This is a genomic window from Arthrobacter sp. CG_A4, assembly GCF_035985125.1.
Taxonomy (GTDB): Bacteria; Actinomycetota; Actinomycetes; order Actinomycetales; family Micrococcaceae; genus Arthrobacter.
In genome coordinates this window covers 53,238-71,755 of record NZ_JAXCID010000006.1, presented here as the reverse complement: position 1 = coordinate 71,755, position 18,518 = coordinate 53,238, and the positions used below count along the sequence as shown (strand labels likewise).

The window sequence follows — 18,518 nt, the reverse complement described above, 5'->3', positions numbered from 1 at the left end:
CCGCGGGTGCGGTCCGGACCCGGCGTAGCGATGCGCAGGGTTCGGGCAGCACCCGCGACTTCGTTAACGCGACTTCGTTGGGCGGTACGGCTAGGCTGAAGCACTGACACGGGGTGCCGCGTATCGAGCCGGCTGAGATCCAGACCCGTTGAACCTGTCCGGTTAGCACCGGCGAAGGGATGTCTCTCTTGGCTTCATCCGCCTTTGCAGTCCCCACTTTAGAAGTATCGACTTTTGCGGCCGCACTTCTGCCGCACGCCCAGCGCACCGCCGAGCCCAGGATCCCGCGCGTGCTCGCCATCGCCGGCTCGGACCCCTCCGGCGGGGCAGGCATCCAGGCCGATCTGAAGAGCATTGCGGCGCACGGCGGCTACGGCATGGCGGCGATCACGGCCCTGACCGCCCAGAACACCCGGGGCGTCAGTGCGGTCCACGTCCCGCCGGCGGCGTTCCTGACCGCCCAGCTGGACGCGATCAGCGCGGATATCAGTATCGACGCCGTCAAGATCGGCATGCTGGGGGACACCGACGTGATCGACGCCGTCCACGGCTGGCTCGAAAAGGCGAGGCCCGGCGTCGTGGTCCTGGACCCGGTGATGGTGGCAACAAGCGGTGACCGTCTGCTGCCGGAGTCATCCGGGGCGGCCCTGCACGCGCTGCTCCCCTACGCGGACCTGATCACGCCCAACCTCGCGGAGCTGGCGATCCTGCTCAGGGAACCCGTCGCCGCGGACTGGGACGAGGCCCTGGCTCAGGGCAAGCGGCTCGCCGCACTGGCCGGCACCACGGTCCTTGTGAAGGGAGGCCACCTGGACGGCGGGACCGGCCCGGGGGGAGACGGTGCCGATGGCGGCTGCCCCGATGCGCTCGTCAACACCGGCGGATTGCTGCGCCAGGACGTCGTGGTGGTGCAGGGGGAGAGGGTGCCCACCCGCAACAGCCACGGCACGGGCTGCTCGCTGTCCTCGGCGATCGCCACCGTGCAGGTCCGTGTGGGGGACTGGGAGGCGGCGCTCCGCGAGGTCAAACCGTGGCTGGCGGGTGCGCTGCGCGATTCGGAGCGTCTCGGCGTCGGAAGCGGGAACGGCCCGGTCCACCATTTCCACCATGTGCAGCATCTGACCCAGCACCATGCCGGCCCGCAGCACCACGCGCCGGCGGAGGGCGAGTTCGCCGCCGGCCTCCGTAACAGCGCCGCCGCGGACCTGGAGGCGATCTACGGGCTGGAGTTCATCAAGGCGCTGGCCGACGGCACGCTGCCGGAGAAGGACTTCGCCTACTACTTGGCGCAGGACGCCCGATACCTCAACGGCTATTCCCGCGTGCTGGCCCGGGCGGCGGCCATCGCGCCCACCGAAGCCGAACAACTCTTTTGGGCGCGCTCCGCGCAGAACTGCCTTGAGGTCGAGTCCGGGTTGCACCGGAACTGGCTCAGCACCCGCACGGCAGACCTGCGGCTGGGGCCGGTCACCAAGTCCTATGTGGACCATCTGCTGGCCGCCTCCGTCTCCGGCAGCTACGGAGTGCTGGTGGCCGCCGTCCTGCCGTGCTTCTGGCTCTACGCCGAGGTGGGGGAAACCCTGCACGGACAGTTCCTGGCCGCCGGGGCGCCGGAAGCGCACCCCTACGCCGTGTGGCTGCGGGCCTACGCCAATGAGGAATTTGCCGCCGCGACCCGGCAGGCGATCGCTTACACGGATGCGGCGGCCCGGCTGGCCTCGGGGCATGAGCGGGAGGCCATGGCGCTGGCCTTCCGTCAGTCAGCCGGCTACGAAGTGGAGTTCTTCGACGCGCCGCGGCTGTACGCCTGACCCGGTCTACGGGCCCGGCCTGTACGATAGTCGGGCACGGTACCGGAAGTCGCGGCGGCACCACTCGGTCACTACCAATTGGTCAGTATCAATTGGTCACCGCCAAGTGGCGCCTATCACGAACTACCCGCCGGAACCAGCCTCATTTGCGACCGAAGGCAAAATTAGCGTAGTCTGAATCTTCGGTGCTTACGCCAACACTTGGGTTATGACCTTGAGGACAATCCGTTTCCGTATTGTCCACGGGATAGCTCATGGGTTCCCCCGGGGAACCCACCGGCGTAGAGGCACAGCGTGAGCCGGACCAAGTAACTTGGACCCAGGTTCCGCACGCAAATCTAGTAATAAACGTCGAGAGAAGTGAGTTCCCCAGTGGTGTACGCGATTGTCCGCGCAGGCGGCCGCCAAGAGAAGGTTTCCGTTGGAGACTTCGTTACCCTGAACCGCGTCCCCGGTGGAGCCGGCAGCACCTTTGCGCTGCCCGCACTGCTCCTGGTGGACGGCGACAAGGTGACGTCCGCTGCCGCGGACCTGGCCAAGGTAACGGTTACGGCTGAGATCCTCGAAGACCTTCGTGGTCCGAAGATCGTCATCCAGAAGTTCAAGAACAAGACCGGCTACAAGAAGCGCCAGGGTCACCGTCAGGAATTGACCAAGGTCAAGATCACCGGTATCAAGTAACTACCCGTTACTGTTCAGGTTTTCAGCAGATTCCCCAGAATTTTTAAGGCAGGCATTTTCAAATGGCACATAAAAAAGGCGCGAGTTCCACTCGCAACGGTCGTGACTCCAACGCCCAGTACCTCGGCGTCAAGCGCTTCGGCGGCCAGGTAGTTTCCGCAGGCGAGATCATCGTCCGCCAGCGTGGCACCCACTTCCACCCGGGCGCCGGCGTAGGCCGCGGCGGGGACGACACCCTATTCGCACTGGCCCCCGGCGCCGTCGAGTTCGGCACCCGCCGTGGTCGCCGCGTTGTGAACATCGTGGCTGCTGCAGCTGCAGAGTAACAACAAGCAATAAAATCGGTGGGGCGGGCCAATAGGTCCGCTCCACCGGTGTTTTAACCGCATTACAATCATCTTGGGCCGCTTCGGGGGCCTAAGGAACAGCACTGAGGAGATCCACGTGGCGAGCTTTGTAGACCGGGTAGTACTGCACGTATCCGGCGGTACCGGCGGCCATGGTTGTGTCTCCGTCCACCGCGAGAAGTTCAAGCCGCTCGGCGGTCCCGACGGCGGCAACGGCGGTAACGGCGGCGACGTCATCCTGCGTGTTGATCCCCAGACCACCACCCTGCTTGACTACCACCACGCGCCCCACCGGCACGCCACCAACGGCGGCCCCGGCATGGGTGACTGGCGCGGCGGCAAAAACGGCGAAACCCTGATCCTTCCGGTGCCTGAGGGTACCGTGGTGAAGTCGAAGGACGGCGCTGTCCTCGCGGACCTCGTGGGCGAAGGCGCCGAATACATTGCGGCCGCCGGCGGCATCGGCGGGCTCGGCAACGCCTCGCTCTCGTCCCAGAAGCGCCGGGCCCCCGGCTTCGCCCTGCTCGGCATCGAAGGCGAGTCCAGCGACGTCGTCCTGGAACTGAAGTCCATCGCGGATATCGCCCTCGTCGGCTTCCCGTCCGCCGGCAAATCCAGCCTCATCGCCGCCATGTCGGCGGCGCGGCCCAAGATCGCCGACTACCCCTTCACCACCCTGATCCCGAACCTCGGCGTCGTCCAGGCCGGCGAGATGCGCTTCACCATCGCCGACGTCCCGGGACTGATCGAGGGTGCCAGCGAAGGCAAGGGCCTCGGCCACTACTTCCTGCGCCACGTCGAACGCTGCGCCGCCCTGGTGCACGTGCTGGACTGCGGCACGCTCGAGTCGGACCGCGACCCGCTCTCGGACCTGGCCATCATCGAAGCCGAGCTCGAGAAGTACGCGGTGGACATGAGCTACAGCGGAGCCGACGGCGAGGTGGTGCCGCTGAACCACCGCCCCCGCCTCATCGCCCTGAACAAGGTGGACCTGCCGGACGGCAAGGACATGGCCGGATTCGTCCGCCCGGAACTCGAATCCCGCGGCTACAAGGTCTTCGAGATCTCAGCCACGAGCCATGAAGGCCTGCGCCAGCTCGGCTTCGCCATGGGCGAGATCGTCCAGGCCGCCCGCGACGCCCTCGCCGCCGCCCCGCCGAAGGTCCACGCCCCCGTGCTCAAGCCCCGGGCGGTCAACGAATCAGGCTTCAAGATCCGCCGCGAAGAAAAGAACCTCGAACCGCTGTTCCGCGTCATCGGCGACAAGCCCGTGCGCTGGGTCAAGCAGACCGACTTCACCAACGAGGAAGCTATCGGCTATCTCGCCGACCGCCTCGCCAAGCTCGGCGTCGAAAACGAACTCTTCAAGCAGGGCGCCGTGCCGGGCGACACGGTCGTGATCGGCGAGGATGACGGCGTCGTCTTCGACTGGGAGCCGACCATGATGGCTGGTGCCGAGCTGCTCGCCGCGCCGCGGGGCACCGACGTGCGCTTCGCCGACATCGGCGACCGCCCCACCCGCGGACAGAAGCGTGACGAGCAGGTGGAACGCCGCGAGGCCAAAGCCGCCGCCCGCGCCGAGCTCGAAGCCGAGCGCAAAGCCGGCATCTGGACCGAATCCGTCAGCAGCCGCAGGGTCGCCAAGCCGCTCAAGGAGAGTGCACTGGGCGAAGAAAATGCGGAGTGAGCCCGCAGACGTGAGTGTGGGGTCCGCAGCCATTATCGAGGAACCAGGCAACGGCAGGAGCGTGCTTGCCAGAGCGCGCCGCATCGTGGTCAAGGTCGGCTCGTCGTCGTTGACCAGCATCAAGGGCGGCATATCGGAAGAAGCGCTCATCGCGCTGTCGGATGCCCTTGCGGCCAAGAGCAATGCGGGCATGGAAATCATCCTGGTGTCGTCGGGGGCCATCGCGGCGGGCCTGGCACCGCTGGGACTGGCCAAACGTCCCCGGGACCTGGCTACCCAGCAGGCTGCGGCCAGCGTGGGCCAGGGACTCCTCATGGCGCGGTACACCCAGGCGTTCGGTGCGCACGGCGTGACTGTAAGCCAGGTGCTGCTCACCGCCGATGACCTCATGCGGCGCAGCCATCACACGAACGCCTTCCGCGCCCTGAACAGACTGCTCAACCTCGGCGTGGTGCCGGTGGTAAATGAAAACGACACCGTGGCCACGCACAAGATCCGCTTCGGCGACAATGACCGCCTGTCGGCACTCGTTGCCCACCTGGTGCGTGCCGATGCCCTGCTGCTGCTCTCCGACGTTGATTCGCTCTATGACGGCCCTCCCGCGAAGGGCGCCAAGCGGATTCCCCGGGTGGATGGTCCGCAGGACCTCGAGGGCGTGACCATTGGCGCGCCCGGCAAGGCCGGAGTGGGAACCGGCGGAATGCAGACAAAGGTCGAGGCGGCCATCATGGCGGCTGATTCCGGGATCCCCGCGATGGTCACGTCGACGGCCAATGTGGCGGCAGCGCTGGCCGGCGACGACGTTGGCACGTGGTTCACCGTGAACGGGGCCCGCAAGCCCGTGCGGATGATGTGGCTTGCGCACCTCGCGCATGTGCAGGGCCGGCTGATCCTCGACGACGGCGCGGTGACGGCTGTCTGTGACCACCACACCTCGCTGCTCCCGGCCGGGATCTCCGCGGTTGAAGGCAGTTTCGAGGCCGGCGACGCCGTGGAAATGGTCGCCGCCGACGGCACGGTCATTGCGCGCGGTCTGGTCAACTATTCAGCGGCTGAGTTGCCGCAGATGCTGGGCCGTTCCACGGTGGAACTCGGGGAGTCGCTGGGACGCGGATTTGACCGTGAGGTTGTCCACGTTGACGACCTGGTTCTGGTTTAGCCGCTGCACCTGCCTAGACTTGAAGGATGACTGAGGCACTGATTCCCCAAGCCGCTGAGACTTCCGACGACGCCACGCAGGCGGCCTTTGTTCCCGGGCAGGAGACGGAGCGTCTTTCATCCGCCGACGTCGAGGCCGCCGTCCACGCGATTGCCGACCGTTCCCGCAACGCCGCCCGCCGGATGGCGCGCGCCAACCGGGCGTGGAAGGACCGCGGCCTGCGCGCCGTCGCCGCCGCCCTGCTGGCGCACCAGAGCCAGATCCTCGCGGCGAACGCCCAGGATGTTGCCGCGGGCCGGGCCAGCGGAACCTCCGCGGCACTGCTGGACCGCCTCACGCTCACCAGCGACCGCATCCGGGCGCTTGCCGCGGCGCTTGAAAACCTCGCGAACCTACCCGATCCGGTGGGTAATGTGGTGCGCGGCCAGACCCTCCCCAACGGGCTGCGCCTGCGCCAGATCAACGTACCCATGGGCGTCGTCGCCGCCATTTACGAGGCGCGTCCCAACGTCACCGTGGACATTGCCGGGCTGGGCCTGAAGAGCGGCAACGCAGTGATCCTGCGCGGCGGGAGCGCCGCCGCCGCTACGAACTCGGCCCTGGTCACTGTCCTCCGCGAGGCCCTGGAGTCGGCAGGCCTGCCCGCCGACGCCGTGCAGAGCGTGGACCAGTTCGGACGCGAAGGCGCGAACGCCCTCATGCGGGCCCGAGGCCGCGTCGACGTGCTCATTCCCCGCGGCGGCCGCGAGCTGATCCAGTCGGTGGTGACCAACGCCAAGGTGCCGGTGATTGAGACCGGCGAAGGCAATGTCCACATCTTCCTGGACTCCTCGGCCAACGAAGACATGGCCGTGGATATCCTGCTCAACGCCAAGACCCAGCGGCCCAGCGTCTGCAATACCGTGGAAACCCTCCTTGTCCACTCGGATTCCACCGTGCTGCCCGCCGTCGCCGCCGCCCTGCGCTCCGCCGGCGTCACCCTGCACGTCGATGACAGGATCCGGGCGGCCCTGCCGGCGACGGTCGCATCCGTCCCCGCCACCGAAGAGGACTGGGCCACCGAGTACATGGACCTGGACCTCGCCGTCGCCATGGTGGACAGCCTGGACGACGCCGTCAAGCACATCCGCACCTGGTCAACCGGGCACACCGAGGCCATCCTGACCAACGACCTCGCCAACGCCGAACGCTTTATCGCGGAGGTCGATTCGGCCGCAGTGATCGTCAACGCGTCCACCCGGTTTACCGACGGCGGCGAGCTGGGCTTGGGCGCCGAGGTGGGGATTTCCACCCAGAAGCTGCACGCGCGCGGTCCGATGGGACTGACCGAGCTCACCACCACCAAGTGGATTGTGCAGGGCGAGGGCCAGATCAGGGGCTAGCAACGCTGTAACATGGAACAGAAGTCCGGAACGGCGGGGACATCCGCCGTCGCTAAATTTTGAACTCACTAGGGGAGAACATGCTGTCGCAGCAGATCGCCACCATCATTGCCGTCGTCGGCGAAGCCGGCCAGGAGGAACTCGCACCGATTTGGGCGCCGCCGTGGGTTTTCGGGGCATCGATCTTCGCAATCCTCCTCGTCATGTTGTTCGTCACGCTGTCCTACTCCAATCTGGGCAAGCGGCACGCGGCCGTCGAGGAGCACGCGGATCCGCACCGCCAGCACCCGAATAAGCACGATAACGGCCACGGGCACTAATATTTCCGCCACAGCAAAGCAGCGCGGCGCCCAGCGCCGCCTGCGGCTTGGTGTGATGGGCGGCACCTTCGACCCGATCCACCATGGCCACCTTGTCGCGGCCAGCGAGGTCGCGGCCAAGTTCGACTTGGATGAAGTGGTGTTTGTACCGACGGGCCAGCCGTGGCAGAAGCTGAGCAAGAAGGTCAGCGAGGCCGAGCACCGCTACCTTATGACTGTGATCGCCACGGCCTCGAACCCGCGCTTCACCGTAAGCAGGGTCGACGTTGACCGGCCTGGCCCCACGTACACGATTGACACGCTGCGGGATCTGCGCACGCAGCGGCCCGACGCTGATTTGTTCTTCATCACCGGGGCCGATGCCCTGGGCCAGATTCTGTCCTGGAAGGACATCGACGAGCTGTGGTCCCTGGCGCACTTTGTCGGCGTCACCCGCCCCGGCCACGTCCTGGACGGGATGGGTCGCAAGGACGTCAGCCTGTTGGAAGTTCCCGCCATGGCGATCTCCTCGACGGACTGCCGCAGCAGGGTCGCGGCGGGGAATCCCGTCTGGTACCTCGTGCCGGACGGTGTGGTCCAGTACATCGCCAAGTACGGACTGTACGACGGCGACCCAGCAACCGTCGACCGCGGGGCCGGACACCGCGCCGCACGATATGACCGAGCCACCGAGACAGCCCAACCCGCCAGCATTGAATGAGTCTGCAATGAGTCAGGAACAGCCACCCGTCCGCAGCCGTCGCGAACTGCGACAGGCCAGAGATGAACGCCTGGAAGCGAACCAGGAGTCCGGGCCGGATACTCCCGGGGGTCCGGGCGAGGTTTCGCCTGCCTCAAACCGGCTTGCCTCAAAGCCCGCCGCGCAGGTTGACCCCGGCGAGCCCACCCCCGCCGAAACCACCGGCCGCAGCCGCCGCGTGGCCGAGGGCCCCGTGGACTCCGTGCGAACGGGGTCCGAACGGTCCTCCCAGGTCCGCGCCCGGGACCGCGCCGCATTGCGCACCATCAAAGAACTTGCCGAAAAAGAGGGCCACCTGGCAGGCAGCGGACCGCTCACACGGCGCCAGCTCCGGCTCCTACAGCTGGCCGCCGAAACAGCCCCCGCGACGTCGGCCAACCTGATTGTCCCCACCTCGCCGCGGACCCGGGCCACGCCCGTTGTGCCCCAGCCGGACGGGCCCCAGCCGGGCGGGCCCCAGCCGGGCGCTACGTCGGGAGAGCAGCCGGCGGTGCCCAAGGGCACGAAGGCCGCAAACCGGGACACCGGTGCCCCCGGTCCCGGCGGCAAGGGTCCCGAGGGTATGACCGTGGAACAGGCCCTGGCCGCGCGTGAGCTCCTCGCCCGGCAGGCCCAGAACCAGCTGGCCAAAATCGAGCACATCAACGCAGCGGATCCCGACGCCGTCGATCCTGCCGTACTGGCCGAGCAGATTGCCCTGGCCGAGCGGGCTGCCGTGCTGAACCGCAGGGCCGCCGCCAAGCAGAAGCTCGCCGACCAGAACAGTCAGCCGGAGCCAGCGCGGAACGATCCCACCACCGCCAACAACCTGGCGATGGTGACACCCCTGGAGTTCGTCCAGGTTCCCGGCGTGGAGCGGCCCGTCATGAAGCGCCCGGCCACGTCCTACGTTCCGGTGGTCACCAACTCGGGTCCCCGGGTGGAGAAACCCCGGAAATCTGGGAACCGCCGTCCCGGTTCCTCCCGAGAGCACGGCCCGGGACCTGAGGCGGGCCGGGCCGGAGTGCTCGCCCGCGCCGAGGCGGCCGCCAGGGCAGCGCCCGGGACTCCGGCACCGTCGCAGCAGACCGCGGGAGCCCCCGCGGTGAACCGGCCCGACGACGAGTTGGAGGGCCGGCCGCCGGTGGCGGCGAATTCGGCCTATGGACTCGATCCGCTGGATGCGGCCACTGCCGGCCTCGGCCGGGCCCGGCGCCTCCGGTTGCTGCAGCTGGGCGTGCTGACCCTGGGTGTGCTGGCGCTCGTTGCCGGCATCACCCTGATCATCACCGGCCTAGGCCGATAACCCCGCAGGCTTCTGCACCGGTTCTTCCGCCGGGGCCCCTTAGCCCGTCCTTTCAACCCCGCAGAATTCAACACCACAGCTTTTCACCCCAATAAGGAGTCCCGTGACTGCAACAGAATCAGCCATCGCCACAGCCCGACATGCAGCCCGAGCTGCCGCGGAGAAACTCGCCGAGGACATTATGGCCATGGACGTCAGCGAGCGTCTGGCCCTGGCCGACATCTTCCTGATCGCCTCGGCACCGTCCGAACGCCAGGTCAACGGCATCGTGGACGGCATCGAAGACGAACTTTCCAAGTTCGACCTCAAGCCGATCCGCCGCGAGGGACGCTCCGGCGGCCGCTGGGTCCTGCTGGACTACGGCGACATTGTCATCCACGTCCAGCACGAGGAAGACCGCGTATTCTACGCCCTTGAGCGGCTCTGGAAGGACTGCCCCGTCGTCGACCTGCAACTGGGCGACGACAGCTCGGCCAAGGCTCCCGTGGCCTCCGAAACCGAGTAGCAGACGGGAGCGGCCGGGCCTGAAGCCCGAATATGCCCGATTTGGAATTTTCCGAAAGGCTGTTCTAAGATATTTGAGTTGCTTCGGAGAGATCCGGACCAAGAGACGGAGCCGGAAGCGTAAGCTGACGGAGTCGGGGCAACCAAAATTCGGGGCTGTGGCGCAGCTGGTAGCGCACCTGCATGGCATGCAGGGGGTCAGGGGTTCGAGTCCCCTCAGCTCCACCGAATGATCCGCTGGAATCGAAAGATTCCGGCGGATTTTTTTGTGCCTATTTCGTTAGCTGGCGACCATAGCCGGCTCCACCGCGCCGCGGTCACGGTATCTGGCCGGGCTGCTGGCGCAGCGCGTGGAAGAAGGCGCGGATGTCCCCGGTGAGCAGTTCCGGCTCCTCCAGGGCGGCGAAGTGTCCGCCGCGGTCCTCGACGTCGGTCCAGCGGGTGATGGTGTTTTCAGTTTCGGCGTAACGGCGGATGCCGACGTCGTGGGCGAACATGATCACGCCGGTCGGCACTCCGGAGGGCTCCTTGGGTTCGCCCCACGCGGATGCTTGGGCGTAGCCCACGTAGGCGGAGGAGCCGGCCGTCGCGGTGAGCCAGTAGATCATGACGTTGGTCAGCAGCCGGTCGCGGCCGATGACCAGATCGGGCAGTGTGGTGCGGGGGTGGGACCATTCGCGGAACTTGTCCACGATCCACGCCAGCTGTCCGACCGGGGAATCAGTGAGGGCTGTGGCGAGCGTCTGGGGCCGGGTGGACTGGATGGAGATGTAACCGAATTCCTCGGCCATGAAGGCCTCCACCCGGGCCACCCGGTCGCGTTCGAGGTCTGTGAGGGTTTCCTGTTCGGCTTGGTCGGGGCCGTGCAGGGGCGTGCCGAGGCTGCCGTTGACGTGGACGCCGGTGACCCGCCCGGGTGCGAGCCGCGCTATTGCGGCGGAGACGCCCGCGCCGATGTCTCCACCCTGAACCCCGAACCGTTCGTAGTCCAGGCGCTGCATCAGCTCGGTCCAGGCCGCGGCGATGCGGGTGGTGTTCCAGCCGGCGTCGGTGACGGGTGCGGAGAAGCCAAAGCCCGGCAGGCTGGGAATCACCAAGTGGAACGCGTCCGCTGCGTTGCCGCCATGAGCGACCGGATTGGTGAGCGGGCCGATCACGTCCAGGAACTCCACGAAGGATCCCGGCCACCCGTGCGTGAGCAGCAGCGGCATGGCGTCCGGTTCGGGGGAGCGCACATGCAGGAAGTGGATGTTCTGTCCGAAGATTTCAGTGGTGAACTGCGGGTGCCGGTTCAGTGTGGATTCCTGGGCGCGCCAGTCGTACCCCGTTGACCAGTAGTGCACCAGCTCGCGCAGATAGGCCACCGGAACTCCGGTGTCCCACCCGTCGCCGGGCAGCGGAGCCGGAAACCGGGTCCGGGACAGCCGCTGGGCCAGGTCTTCAAGCTCAGACTGCGGAACCTCGATACGGAAAGGGTGGATGCTCTGCGCGTTCGTCATGGAAGGAGCCTGCCCGTAGTTCCGGACAGCTATGGTCCGGAACTAGTGACAGAATCTGAAGAATGTTGGAAACCTCCGCCCGGCTGCTGCAGTTGCTCTCCCTACTGCAGACCCACAGGGACTGGTCCGCCGTCGAGCTGTCCGCGCGGCTGGAGATCACTGAGCGTACCGTTCGCCGCGACATGGCGCGGTTGCGGTTGCTGGGGTATCCGGTGGAGGCCCGGCCCGGAACAGGTGGCGGTTACCGGCTTGGAATCGGTGCGGCGCTTCCACCGCTGCTGCTCGATGATGACGAGGCGGTGGCGGTGGCGGTGGGACTGCGAGGCGCCACCGTCAGCGGACTGGCCGGCATAGATGAAACCGCAGTCCGCGCATTGGCCAAACTCGAACAGTTCCTGCCGTCCAGGCTGCGGCACCGGGTGCAGACACTCAACGCTGCGATTGTTCCGATGACGGGTTCCGGAACCGTCGTCGACGTTGACGTGCTTGTAGCCGTGGCCGCTGCTATCCGTGACCACCAGCAACTGCGCGCTGACTATCGGAACCACGACGGCGCTCCGGCCCGGCGTGTGCTTGAACCCCACCGCATTGTTCACTCCGGCCGCCGCTGGTACCTCGTGGCGTGGGATCTGGGCCGGCTGGACTGGCGGACCTTTCGCTTGGACCGGTTCATGCCGAGGACTCCGACCGGTCCGCGGTTCGTCCCCCGGGCAGCGCCCGGACCGGATATCGCCGCCTACGTCTCACGGGGAGTATCAACCGGGGCCTACCGCTACCAGTGCCGGGTGACTATCGAGGCCTCAGCGGGGCTCGTGGCAGAGCGAATTGGACCCGGCATCGGCGTCATCACAGGACACGACGACGGCCGCTGCGAGTTAGTCACAGGATCCAATTCCCTAGACGAATTGGCGCTCCACCTCGGGCTGATCGGCGAGGACTTCACCGTCCACAGCCCGGCCGCACTGCGCGAGCGAATGGCCACCCTGGGTGCCCGGCTTACGCGTGCCTCGGAGCAACCCGGAGATACTCCTTGAACCGAACATCCAGGAGCGTCGACCTGCCCGACCTCCCCGACTCCGCACTGAACAGGTCAAGAAGCTGCGGCGCCAATGCCGAACGAGGTGCGGAGTGCCCGCGTAAGATCTGACCCAAATTTGACAAGAAAGGTGGATATACGGTCGGGGGTGCGCGTATTGACCCTCCGACTTCGCGTACGCCCCAACCGGCTGCTATCTTCCGATGTCGCTTGCACGGAATGTCAGAAATTGTCCGCACAACTCCGACCGGAGCTACCGGTGCGGTTTTTTGCCGAGACGAAAAGCTCGCAAGTTTCGTTGTAATAGGCGGAGGTGAGGCCTTCGTGTGTCATATCGATACGGGTGCAAACTTTCTGCGATGCGGCGTTAGCTGGTTCGGTATCCGCGATAACTCTCCCCAGGCCCGCGTCGAAGGCATACTCCAAGACGGCGGACGCCGCCTCGGAAGCGTAGCCGTTGGCCCACGCATCAGGATGAAGATGCCAGCCTATTTCAGTGTCTGAGGACGGCTGCAGCGGGATAGCCAGTCCTGATGCCGGAATAAATTTCAACAGCAGAGTGCCAATAAGTCTTCCCGAATGCTGCTCTTCAATGGCCCAGGAGCCATGAACGGGATGGTCCATTGCCCGCCAAATATTTATGCGATCTTCAGCTTCCGATCGGCTCTCCATTACACGAGGAGCCGCCGCTCCGCCGATGAAACGCTGCACTTCCCAGCGAGAGTACATGTCGAAAACAAAGTCAGCATCCGACTCCTCCCAGCGGCGTAGGGTCAACCGTTCGGACCTGAGCTTTTTCATTCTTCAATACTCACATACCGCCCGCTACCGACGTCCGACGGCAGGTAGGCCTGGTCATTGACGAGCGCTGGCAGGCAGGTGCGTCCGCGCCGCTGAACTGCGTGGCGCGTCGATTCGCGCCAGCGCACAATGTGGATTAAGCTGATCTGGTTGCTTCCGGGAAACCGGTTCTTCACCAGTAATTCGGGGCTGTGGCGCAGCTGGTAGCGCACCTGCATGGCATGCAGGGGGTCAGGGGTTCGAGTCCCCTCAGCTCCACCGAAGAGGCCCTGCTCAGTGAGCGGGGCCTCAGCTGTTTTCCGGCCGGCTCTCCTGCCGCCGGGTCCGCCACGACCGCCAGGCACCCGTCGCCCACAGGGCCCACACCACGAGCAGCGGCTGGAAGAGGAGTCGGATCCCGCGGCTCAGGTCCGAGTTGAGACCGAAGGAATCGGTTGCCGTGACGAACTGCGAGATGTTTCCCGGGAACACCGCCACGAAGAAGGCCGCAACGATCCAGCCGAGGGATGCGCGCCTCCGCCAGAGCAGGATCAGACCCAGTCCCAGGGCGATTTCCACCAGCCCGGACGCCACCACCACGAAGTCCACATCCATCGGCAGCCAGGGCGGAACCTGGGCGCGGAAGGCCTCACGGCTCCAGCTCAGATGGCTGACGCCGGCCAGGACCAGGAACCCGCCCAGGAGCAGACGGCCGGCGGTCCGCAACACTGAGCGCAGCCGGGAATCCGCGGGGTGGGACGGAATCGGATCTGGTGTCCGGACCGGACCGTGGGATTGAACTGGACTGTCGGACATGCGGCGCCGCCTTCGCTGGGATCGAATCAGCTTAGCAAGGCGGCTCAGGAGTCCCTCGCCCCGCCGGCGCCACTAATATTGGGGACATGAATGCAACCCTGCCCCCGTGCCCCGAATGCGCCAGCGAATACGCCTACCAGATGGGGGCGCTCCTGGTCTGCCCCGAGTGCGCGCACGAATGGTCCCCGGCCGGGGCAGAGAATAGCGGAGAGCAGGAAGCGAAGCCGGTCAAGGACGCCGTCGGCAACATCCTCGCCGATGGGGACACCGTCACGGTCATCAAAGACCTCAGGATCAAGGGCAGCTCCACCGTGATCAAGGTGGGCACCAAGGTCCGCGGCATCCGGATGGTGAACGGCGTGGGCGGCCATAACATCGACTGCAAGGTGGACGGCGTCGGTCCCATGCAGCTCAAGTCCAGCGTGGTGAAGAAGACCTGACCGGAGCAGGATAAGTTGGCAGTAAGAACTTGGAAATCACCGGTGGTTCCAGGTCACAGACACTTGGCATGAACAGAACAGGCGGCAGCTCGCGCGTGGCGGACAACAATCTCGAATCCCTCTTCTCCCGGCTGAGGAGGTTCCCGGATGTGGAGGCGGCGAACCTGCAGGCCTGGGACGCCACGGACAAGCTCCTGCTGGACACTGCCCGCGAAATGCCGGCCCCCGGGCTCCTGGAACCGGGCAGCAGGCTCGCCATCGTGGGGGACCGCTACGGCGCGCTGACGCTGGGGGCACTTGGCGTTCTTGGCCCGGATGCCGCCCCCGTTGCCGGCCTTTTTGCCGGCCCGGTCCGCGTCCACCAGGACCTCATCACGGGAGAACGCGCCCTTCGCCACAACGCCGGGACGCTGGGCGTCACCGGCGGCTTTGAACAGCTCCCGCTCGGCGCCGGGCTCCTGGCCGGGGCCACCGTGGTGCTCCTCCAGCTGCCCAAGTCCCTCGCCGAACTGGAAGAAATCGCCGACGCCGTGGCCCGCCACGCCGCGCCCGACGTCGTACTCCTCGCCGGCGGGCGGGTCAAACACATGAGCCTGGGCATGAATGCCGTACTGGAGCGCTTCTTCGGCGAGGTCCGGCCGCAGCTCGCCCGGCAGAAGTCCCGGATCCTGCTGGCCAGCAGCCCCAAACCGGCCATTGCGGCCCCGCGGTTCCCGCTCTCCGCGGACAACGCCGAGCTGGGCCTGACGGTCTATGCCCGCGGGGCCGTCTTTGCCGGAACGGGACTGGACCTGGGAACCCGCTTCCTCCTGGACTTCCTCCCGCAGATGCCAGCTGCGGCCCATGCCGTCGATCTGGGGTGCGGCACCGGGATCCTCGCGGCCATGTATGCCCGCACCCACCCGGCGGCCAGGGTCACGGCCACGGACCAGTCCGCGGCCGCCGTCGACTCCGCCCGTGCCACCGCCCTGGCCAACGGGCTCCAGGACCGGGTCGAAGTCCGGCAGGACGACGCCATGGACTCGCTGCCGGCGGACAGCGCCCAGCTGATCCTGCTGAATCCGCCCTTCCATGTGGGGGCCGCGGTCCATGCCGGGGCGGGCATCAAGCTGATAGAAGCTGCGGGGCGGGTCCTCGCTCCGGGCGGGGAACTTTGGACGGTGTTCAACAGCCACCTGCACTACCGGCCGGTGCTGGAGCGGCTGATAGGCCCCACCCGGGAGATCGGCCGGAACCCGAAATTCACCGTGACGGCGAGTATCCGTAAATCTGCGGACGTATGAAGCAGGGTTGTGGGCGGCTCCCGGCGCGTGAGCTAGCATTCTCACATAAGCAGTGCTTGGCCAAGATGTTTAGGGGTACCAGTGTCTGAGATCCGTCAGCCCTCGCCGAGGCGCGGAACCAATCTGCCCCGGATGGGCGATTTCAACCTTACGGTCATCGTCGATGCCATCCGGCGCTCCCGGGCCGGACTGAGCCGGGTGGAGCTGGCTAAGATCGTCGGCCTGTCCCCGCAGACGATCTCCAACATCACCCGCCGCCTGCTCGACCAGAACCTGATCTACGAGGCTGGCAAGGCGGGCACCGGGCCCGGCAAGCCGCGGACCATTCTCCGGCTCAATGCCGCCGGAATGTCTGCCGTGGGCGTTCACCTGGACCCCGCTTTGACCACCTTCGTGGTGCTGGACCTCCTGGGCGCCGTGGTCAAACACTCCAGGATTAAGACTCCAGCCGGCACCGATTCCAAGGCCGTCATCAACACCATCGCCGGCGAGATCAAGCAGCTCATCTCAGACTCCGGTGTGGACCCGTCCAGGATCGCCGGACTGGGTATCGCCTCGCCCGGCCCCATCGACCTCAACGAAGGCACGGTCGTTGACCCTCCGCTCCTGCTCGGCTGGGACCGGGTCCCGCTGCGCGATGCCCTGGCGGAAGCCACCGGGCTGTCCACCATTGTGGATAAGGACGTGACCAGCGCGGCGGTGGCCGAAACCTGGGCCGGCGGCCCCAGCGGCGCGGGCAGCTTCATCTTCATGTACATGGGAACCGGGATCGGCTGCGGGATCGTCCTCAACGACGAAGTGGTCCGCGGCACCTCCGGGAACGCCGGCGAAATCGGCCACATCATGGTTGACCCGGACGGGGACCCCTGTGACTGCGGGCTGCGCGGCTGCGTGAAATCCTCCTGCATCCCGCAGGTGCTGGTGGCCCAGGCCGTCGAGGCCGGTGTGCTGGCCGCCTCCCACCAGGCCGCCAACGGCCCTGCGATCCAGGAAAGCTTCGATGCGCTGTGCGCCGCGGCCACCGCAGGGGACCAGCGCGCCGCCGACATCATCGACCGCTCTGCCGTGCTTGTCGCCCGGGCCGTCTCGACCATCACCAACGCCCTGGACGTGGACCGGGTGGTTTTCGGCGGCCCTTTTTGGACCTGCCTCGCGGACCGCTACTTGGCCCGGATCCCGGATCTGGTCAGGGAAAGCAGCGCCACCCGGAAGATCCACGAAATCGAGGTGGTGGGCACCGGCGTCGGCGAAGATGTGGGAGCCATCGGAGCAGCCTGCCTTGTCCTGGAGCACATGCTGGCGCCCCGCTCGCAGCGCCTCCTGCTGGAGGGCTAGCCGGCCGGGCCGCTGGTCCGCGCCCGGCGACGTGCCGCCGGGCTCCGGTCGGCCCCCATCGATGCGACGCTCAGTCGATATCCTCGATGACGGTGCCGAAGGGGATATTGTCGTCGAGGTGCGCCTGATGGCCGTGCGGAAGCACGAGAATCCTGACGCCGTGCGCCTTGTCCGCCGCGGACTGCATGAGTACGGGCCGGACCGTGTTGACGAAACTCTCGCTCTTGCCGGCGAGGTACTCCTGGTAACTGGCTGGAAGCTGGATCATGGCAACAGGATAGTCCTGCGCAGGCGCGATGGGGAGGGGTCCCCATTGCCGGATCCATGGGCACGGGCTTGGATAGGATGGCCGGTGGTGCGGCAGCTGCCGCCGCCGGACCAGACTAGCTACCAGGGGGACCTCAACGTGCTTCAGACTATGGCCGCCGGCCGGATCGAACCGGCGGAACTGGCCCGGGCGCAGCAGATTCTGGCCGCGATTTCCCGCAGCTTCGAGGCCAAGGTGGTGGGCCAGGGCAGGCTCCGCGAATCCCTGCTCGTGGGGCTCATGACCGGCGGGCACATCCTGCTCGAAAGCGTGCCGGGCCTGGCGAAGACCACGGCCGCCCGGACCGTGGCCGAGGCGATCAGCGCCGACTTCCGCCGGATCCAGTGCACGCCTGACCTGCTGCCCAGCGACATTGTCGGAACCCAGATCTACGACGCCGGCCAGGGCACCTTTGTCACCCGGCTCGGCCCGGTGCACGCCAACATCGTCCTGCTGGATGAAATCAACCGCTCCAGCGCCAAAACCCAGAGCGCCATGCTCGAGGCCATGCAGGAGCGCCAGACCTCCATCGGGGGACAGGTGCACCCGCTGCCTGCCCCATTCCTGGTGCTGGCCACCCAGAATCCCATCGAGCAGGAAGGCACCTACCTGCTGCCCGAGGCCCAGATGGACCGTTTTATGCTCAAGGATGTGCTGGACTACCCCACCCCCGCCGAAGAGGCCGAGATCATCCGCCGGATCGACGCCGGTGTCTTCAGTCCGGAGCAGAAGCCGGCGGCCGCCGCCTCCCTCGATGCCGTCTCGGAGCTGCAGGAAACCGTCCGCCGGGTGTACATCGATCCGGCCATTGTCCGGTACATCGTGGGCCTGGCCTTCGTCACCCGCAACGCCGGCCAATACATCGATGCGCGGCTTGCCGGTTTCATCGAGTTCGGTGCCAGCCCGCGGGCCAGCATCGCCTTCAGCCAGGCCGCCCGCGCCGTAGCCCTGCTCCACGGACGGGACCATGTCATCCCGGAGGACGTGAAATCGCTCGCGCACCGAGTCCTCCGGCACCGGCTGATCCTGGGCTTCGAGGCGGTTGCCGAGCAGGTGCCGGTGGAAACCGTGATCGACGCCATCGTCGCCGCCGTCCAGACTCCTTAG

The 18,518-nt window shown here is 66.7% G+C and carries 20 protein-coding genes, 2 tRNA genes and 1 riboswitch; of the genes, 17 read left to right on the top strand and 5 right to left on the bottom strand.

The genetic code is table 11. The features are described 5' to 3' along the window. Positions 1 to 99 precede the first annotated feature (99 nt). Positions 100 to 197, top strand: a riboswitch (TPP riboswitch). From RCH07_RS04280 to RCH07_RS04230, 11 genes are all read left to right on the top strand, one after another. Beyond that, entirely contained in the window at positions 180 to 1,811 is a 1,632-nt protein-coding gene (locus RCH07_RS04280) for a bifunctional hydroxymethylpyrimidine kinase/phosphomethylpyrimidine kinase (protein WP_326966232.1), read from the top strand. Its footprint overlaps the riboswitch before it by 18 nt. A 372-nt stretch (positions 1,812 to 2,183) precedes the next feature. Continuing rightward, positions 2,184 to 2,492 (top strand): 50S ribosomal protein L21, encoded by a 309-nt coding sequence (gene rplU, locus RCH07_RS04275; RefSeq protein WP_326966278.1) that lies wholly within the window; start codon positions 2,184 to 2,186, stop codon positions 2,490 to 2,492. Between the two features lie 62 nt (positions 2,493 to 2,554). Beyond that, positions 2,555 to 2,818, top strand: a complete 264-nt coding sequence (gene rpmA, locus RCH07_RS04270; RefSeq protein ID WP_069952019.1) for a 50S ribosomal protein L27 — start codon at positions 2,555 to 2,557, stop codon at positions 2,816 to 2,818. 118 nt (positions 2,819 to 2,936) lie between these two features. Then, positions 2,937 to 4,526, top strand: coding sequence for a GTPase ObgE (obgE, locus tag RCH07_RS04265; protein WP_326966231.1), 1,590 nt, complete (start codon positions 2,937 to 2,939; stop codon positions 4,524 to 4,526). After that, on the top strand, positions 4,516 to 5,685 hold the full coding sequence (gene proB / locus RCH07_RS04260; protein WP_326966230.1) for a glutamate 5-kinase: 1,170 nt from the start codon (positions 4,516 to 4,518) through the stop codon (positions 5,683 to 5,685). The genes obgE and proB overlap by 11 nt, the downstream gene beginning before the upstream one ends. 26 nt (positions 5,686 to 5,711) lie before the next feature. Further along, positions 5,712 to 7,067, top strand: a complete 1,356-nt coding sequence (locus tag RCH07_RS04255) for a glutamate-5-semialdehyde dehydrogenase (protein WP_326966229.1) — start codon at positions 5,712 to 5,714, stop codon at positions 7,065 to 7,067. Between the two features lie 80 nt (positions 7,068 to 7,147). Continuing rightward, positions 7,148 to 7,387, top strand: a complete 240-nt coding sequence (locus RCH07_RS04250; protein ID WP_326966228.1) for a hypothetical protein — start codon at positions 7,148 to 7,150, stop codon at positions 7,385 to 7,387. 55 nt (positions 7,388 to 7,442) lie between these two features. After that, on the top strand, positions 7,443 to 8,087 hold the full coding sequence (gene nadD / locus RCH07_RS04245) for a nicotinate-nucleotide adenylyltransferase (RefSeq protein WP_326966227.1): 645 nt from the start codon (positions 7,443 to 7,445) through the stop codon (positions 8,085 to 8,087). Positions 8,088 to 8,094: 7 nt separating this feature from the next. Continuing rightward, on the top strand, positions 8,095 to 9,411 hold the full coding sequence (locus RCH07_RS04240; RefSeq protein ID WP_326966226.1) for a hypothetical protein: 1,317 nt from the start codon (positions 8,095 to 8,097) through the stop codon (positions 9,409 to 9,411). Between the two features lie 103 nt (positions 9,412 to 9,514). Continuing rightward, on the top strand, positions 9,515 to 9,916 hold the full coding sequence (gene rsfS, locus RCH07_RS04235) for a ribosome silencing factor (protein ID WP_326966225.1): 402 nt from the start codon (positions 9,515 to 9,517) through the stop codon (positions 9,914 to 9,916). A gap of 151 nt (positions 9,917 to 10,067) precedes the next feature. Next, positions 10,068 to 10,140: transfer RNA gene (locus RCH07_RS04230), tRNA-Ala, on the top strand. Between the two features lie 92 nt (positions 10,141 to 10,232). Here the strand turns inward: RCH07_RS04230 and RCH07_RS04225 are convergent. After that, positions 10,233 to 11,414 (bottom strand): epoxide hydrolase family protein, encoded by a 1,182-nt coding sequence (locus RCH07_RS04225; RefSeq protein WP_326966224.1) that lies wholly within the window; start codon positions 11,412 to 11,414, stop codon positions 10,233 to 10,235. Positions 11,415 to 11,476: 62 nt separating this feature from the next. On the opposite strand from RCH07_RS04225, the gene RCH07_RS04220 reads away from it, so the two are divergent. Beyond that, complete coding sequence (locus RCH07_RS04220) at positions 11,477 to 12,448, top strand: helix-turn-helix transcriptional regulator (protein ID WP_326966223.1); 972 nt, start codon at positions 11,477 to 11,479, stop codon at positions 12,446 to 12,448. Between the two features lie 224 nt (positions 12,449 to 12,672). Here RCH07_RS04220 and RCH07_RS04215 read toward each other — a convergent pair whose 3' ends face one another. After that, the gene (locus tag RCH07_RS04215; protein WP_326966222.1) at positions 12,673 to 13,251 is read right to left on the bottom strand and encodes a GNAT family N-acetyltransferase; all 579 of its coding nucleotides are present in this window, start codon (positions 13,249 to 13,251) and stop codon (positions 12,673 to 12,675) included. Then, positions 13,248 to 13,469, bottom strand: a complete 222-nt coding sequence (locus RCH07_RS04210) for a hypothetical protein (protein ID WP_326966221.1) — start codon at positions 13,467 to 13,469, stop codon at positions 13,248 to 13,250. Before RCH07_RS04210 ends, RCH07_RS04215 begins: the two co-directional genes overlap by 4 nt. Between RCH07_RS04210 and RCH07_RS04205 the strand changes: the two genes are divergently transcribed. Beyond that, positions 13,437 to 13,509, top strand: a tRNA-Ala gene (locus RCH07_RS04205). The two genes, RCH07_RS04210 and RCH07_RS04205, sit on opposite strands and share 33 nt — an antisense overlap. Before the next feature lie 30 nt (positions 13,510 to 13,539). On the opposite strand, the gene RCH07_RS04200 is transcribed toward RCH07_RS04205, so the two are convergent. After that, positions 13,540 to 14,046, bottom strand: a complete 507-nt coding sequence (locus RCH07_RS04200; protein WP_326966220.1) for a DoxX family protein — start codon at positions 14,044 to 14,046, stop codon at positions 13,540 to 13,542. An 86-nt stretch (positions 14,047 to 14,132) separates the two neighbouring features. Between RCH07_RS04200 and RCH07_RS04195 the strand changes: the two genes are divergently transcribed. The 3 genes from RCH07_RS04195 to RCH07_RS04185 all read left to right on the top strand — a co-directional run bounded on the left by RCH07_RS04195 (position 14,133) and on the right by RCH07_RS04185 (position 17,104). Next, the gene (locus RCH07_RS04195; protein ID WP_326966219.1) at positions 14,133 to 14,486 is read left to right on the top strand and encodes a zinc ribbon domain-containing protein YjdM; all 354 of its coding nucleotides are present in this window, start codon (positions 14,133 to 14,135) and stop codon (positions 14,484 to 14,486) included. Between the two features lie 68 nt (positions 14,487 to 14,554). Continuing rightward, a complete protein-coding gene (locus RCH07_RS04190; protein ID WP_326966218.1) occupies positions 14,555 to 15,769 on the top strand; it encodes a class I SAM-dependent methyltransferase in 1,215 nt (404 codons plus the stop codon). 81 nt (positions 15,770 to 15,850) lie between these two features. Further along, positions 15,851 to 17,104: an ROK family protein gene (locus tag RCH07_RS04185; RefSeq protein ID WP_326966217.1), complete on the top strand. Its 1,254-nt coding sequence runs from the start codon at positions 15,851 to 15,853 to the stop codon at positions 17,102 to 17,104. Positions 17,105 to 17,174: 70 nt separating this feature from the next. Here the strand turns inward: RCH07_RS04185 and RCH07_RS04180 are convergent, their stop codons facing one another. Continuing rightward, a complete protein-coding gene (locus tag RCH07_RS04180) occupies positions 17,175 to 17,372 on the bottom strand; it encodes a hypothetical protein (protein ID WP_326966216.1) in 198 nt (65 codons plus the stop codon). A 150-nt stretch (positions 17,373 to 17,522) separates the two neighbouring features. Between RCH07_RS04180 and RCH07_RS04175 the strand changes: the two genes are divergently transcribed. Next, a complete protein-coding gene (locus tag RCH07_RS04175) occupies positions 17,523 to 18,518 on the top strand; it encodes an AAA family ATPase (RefSeq protein WP_326966277.1) in 996 nt (331 codons plus the stop codon).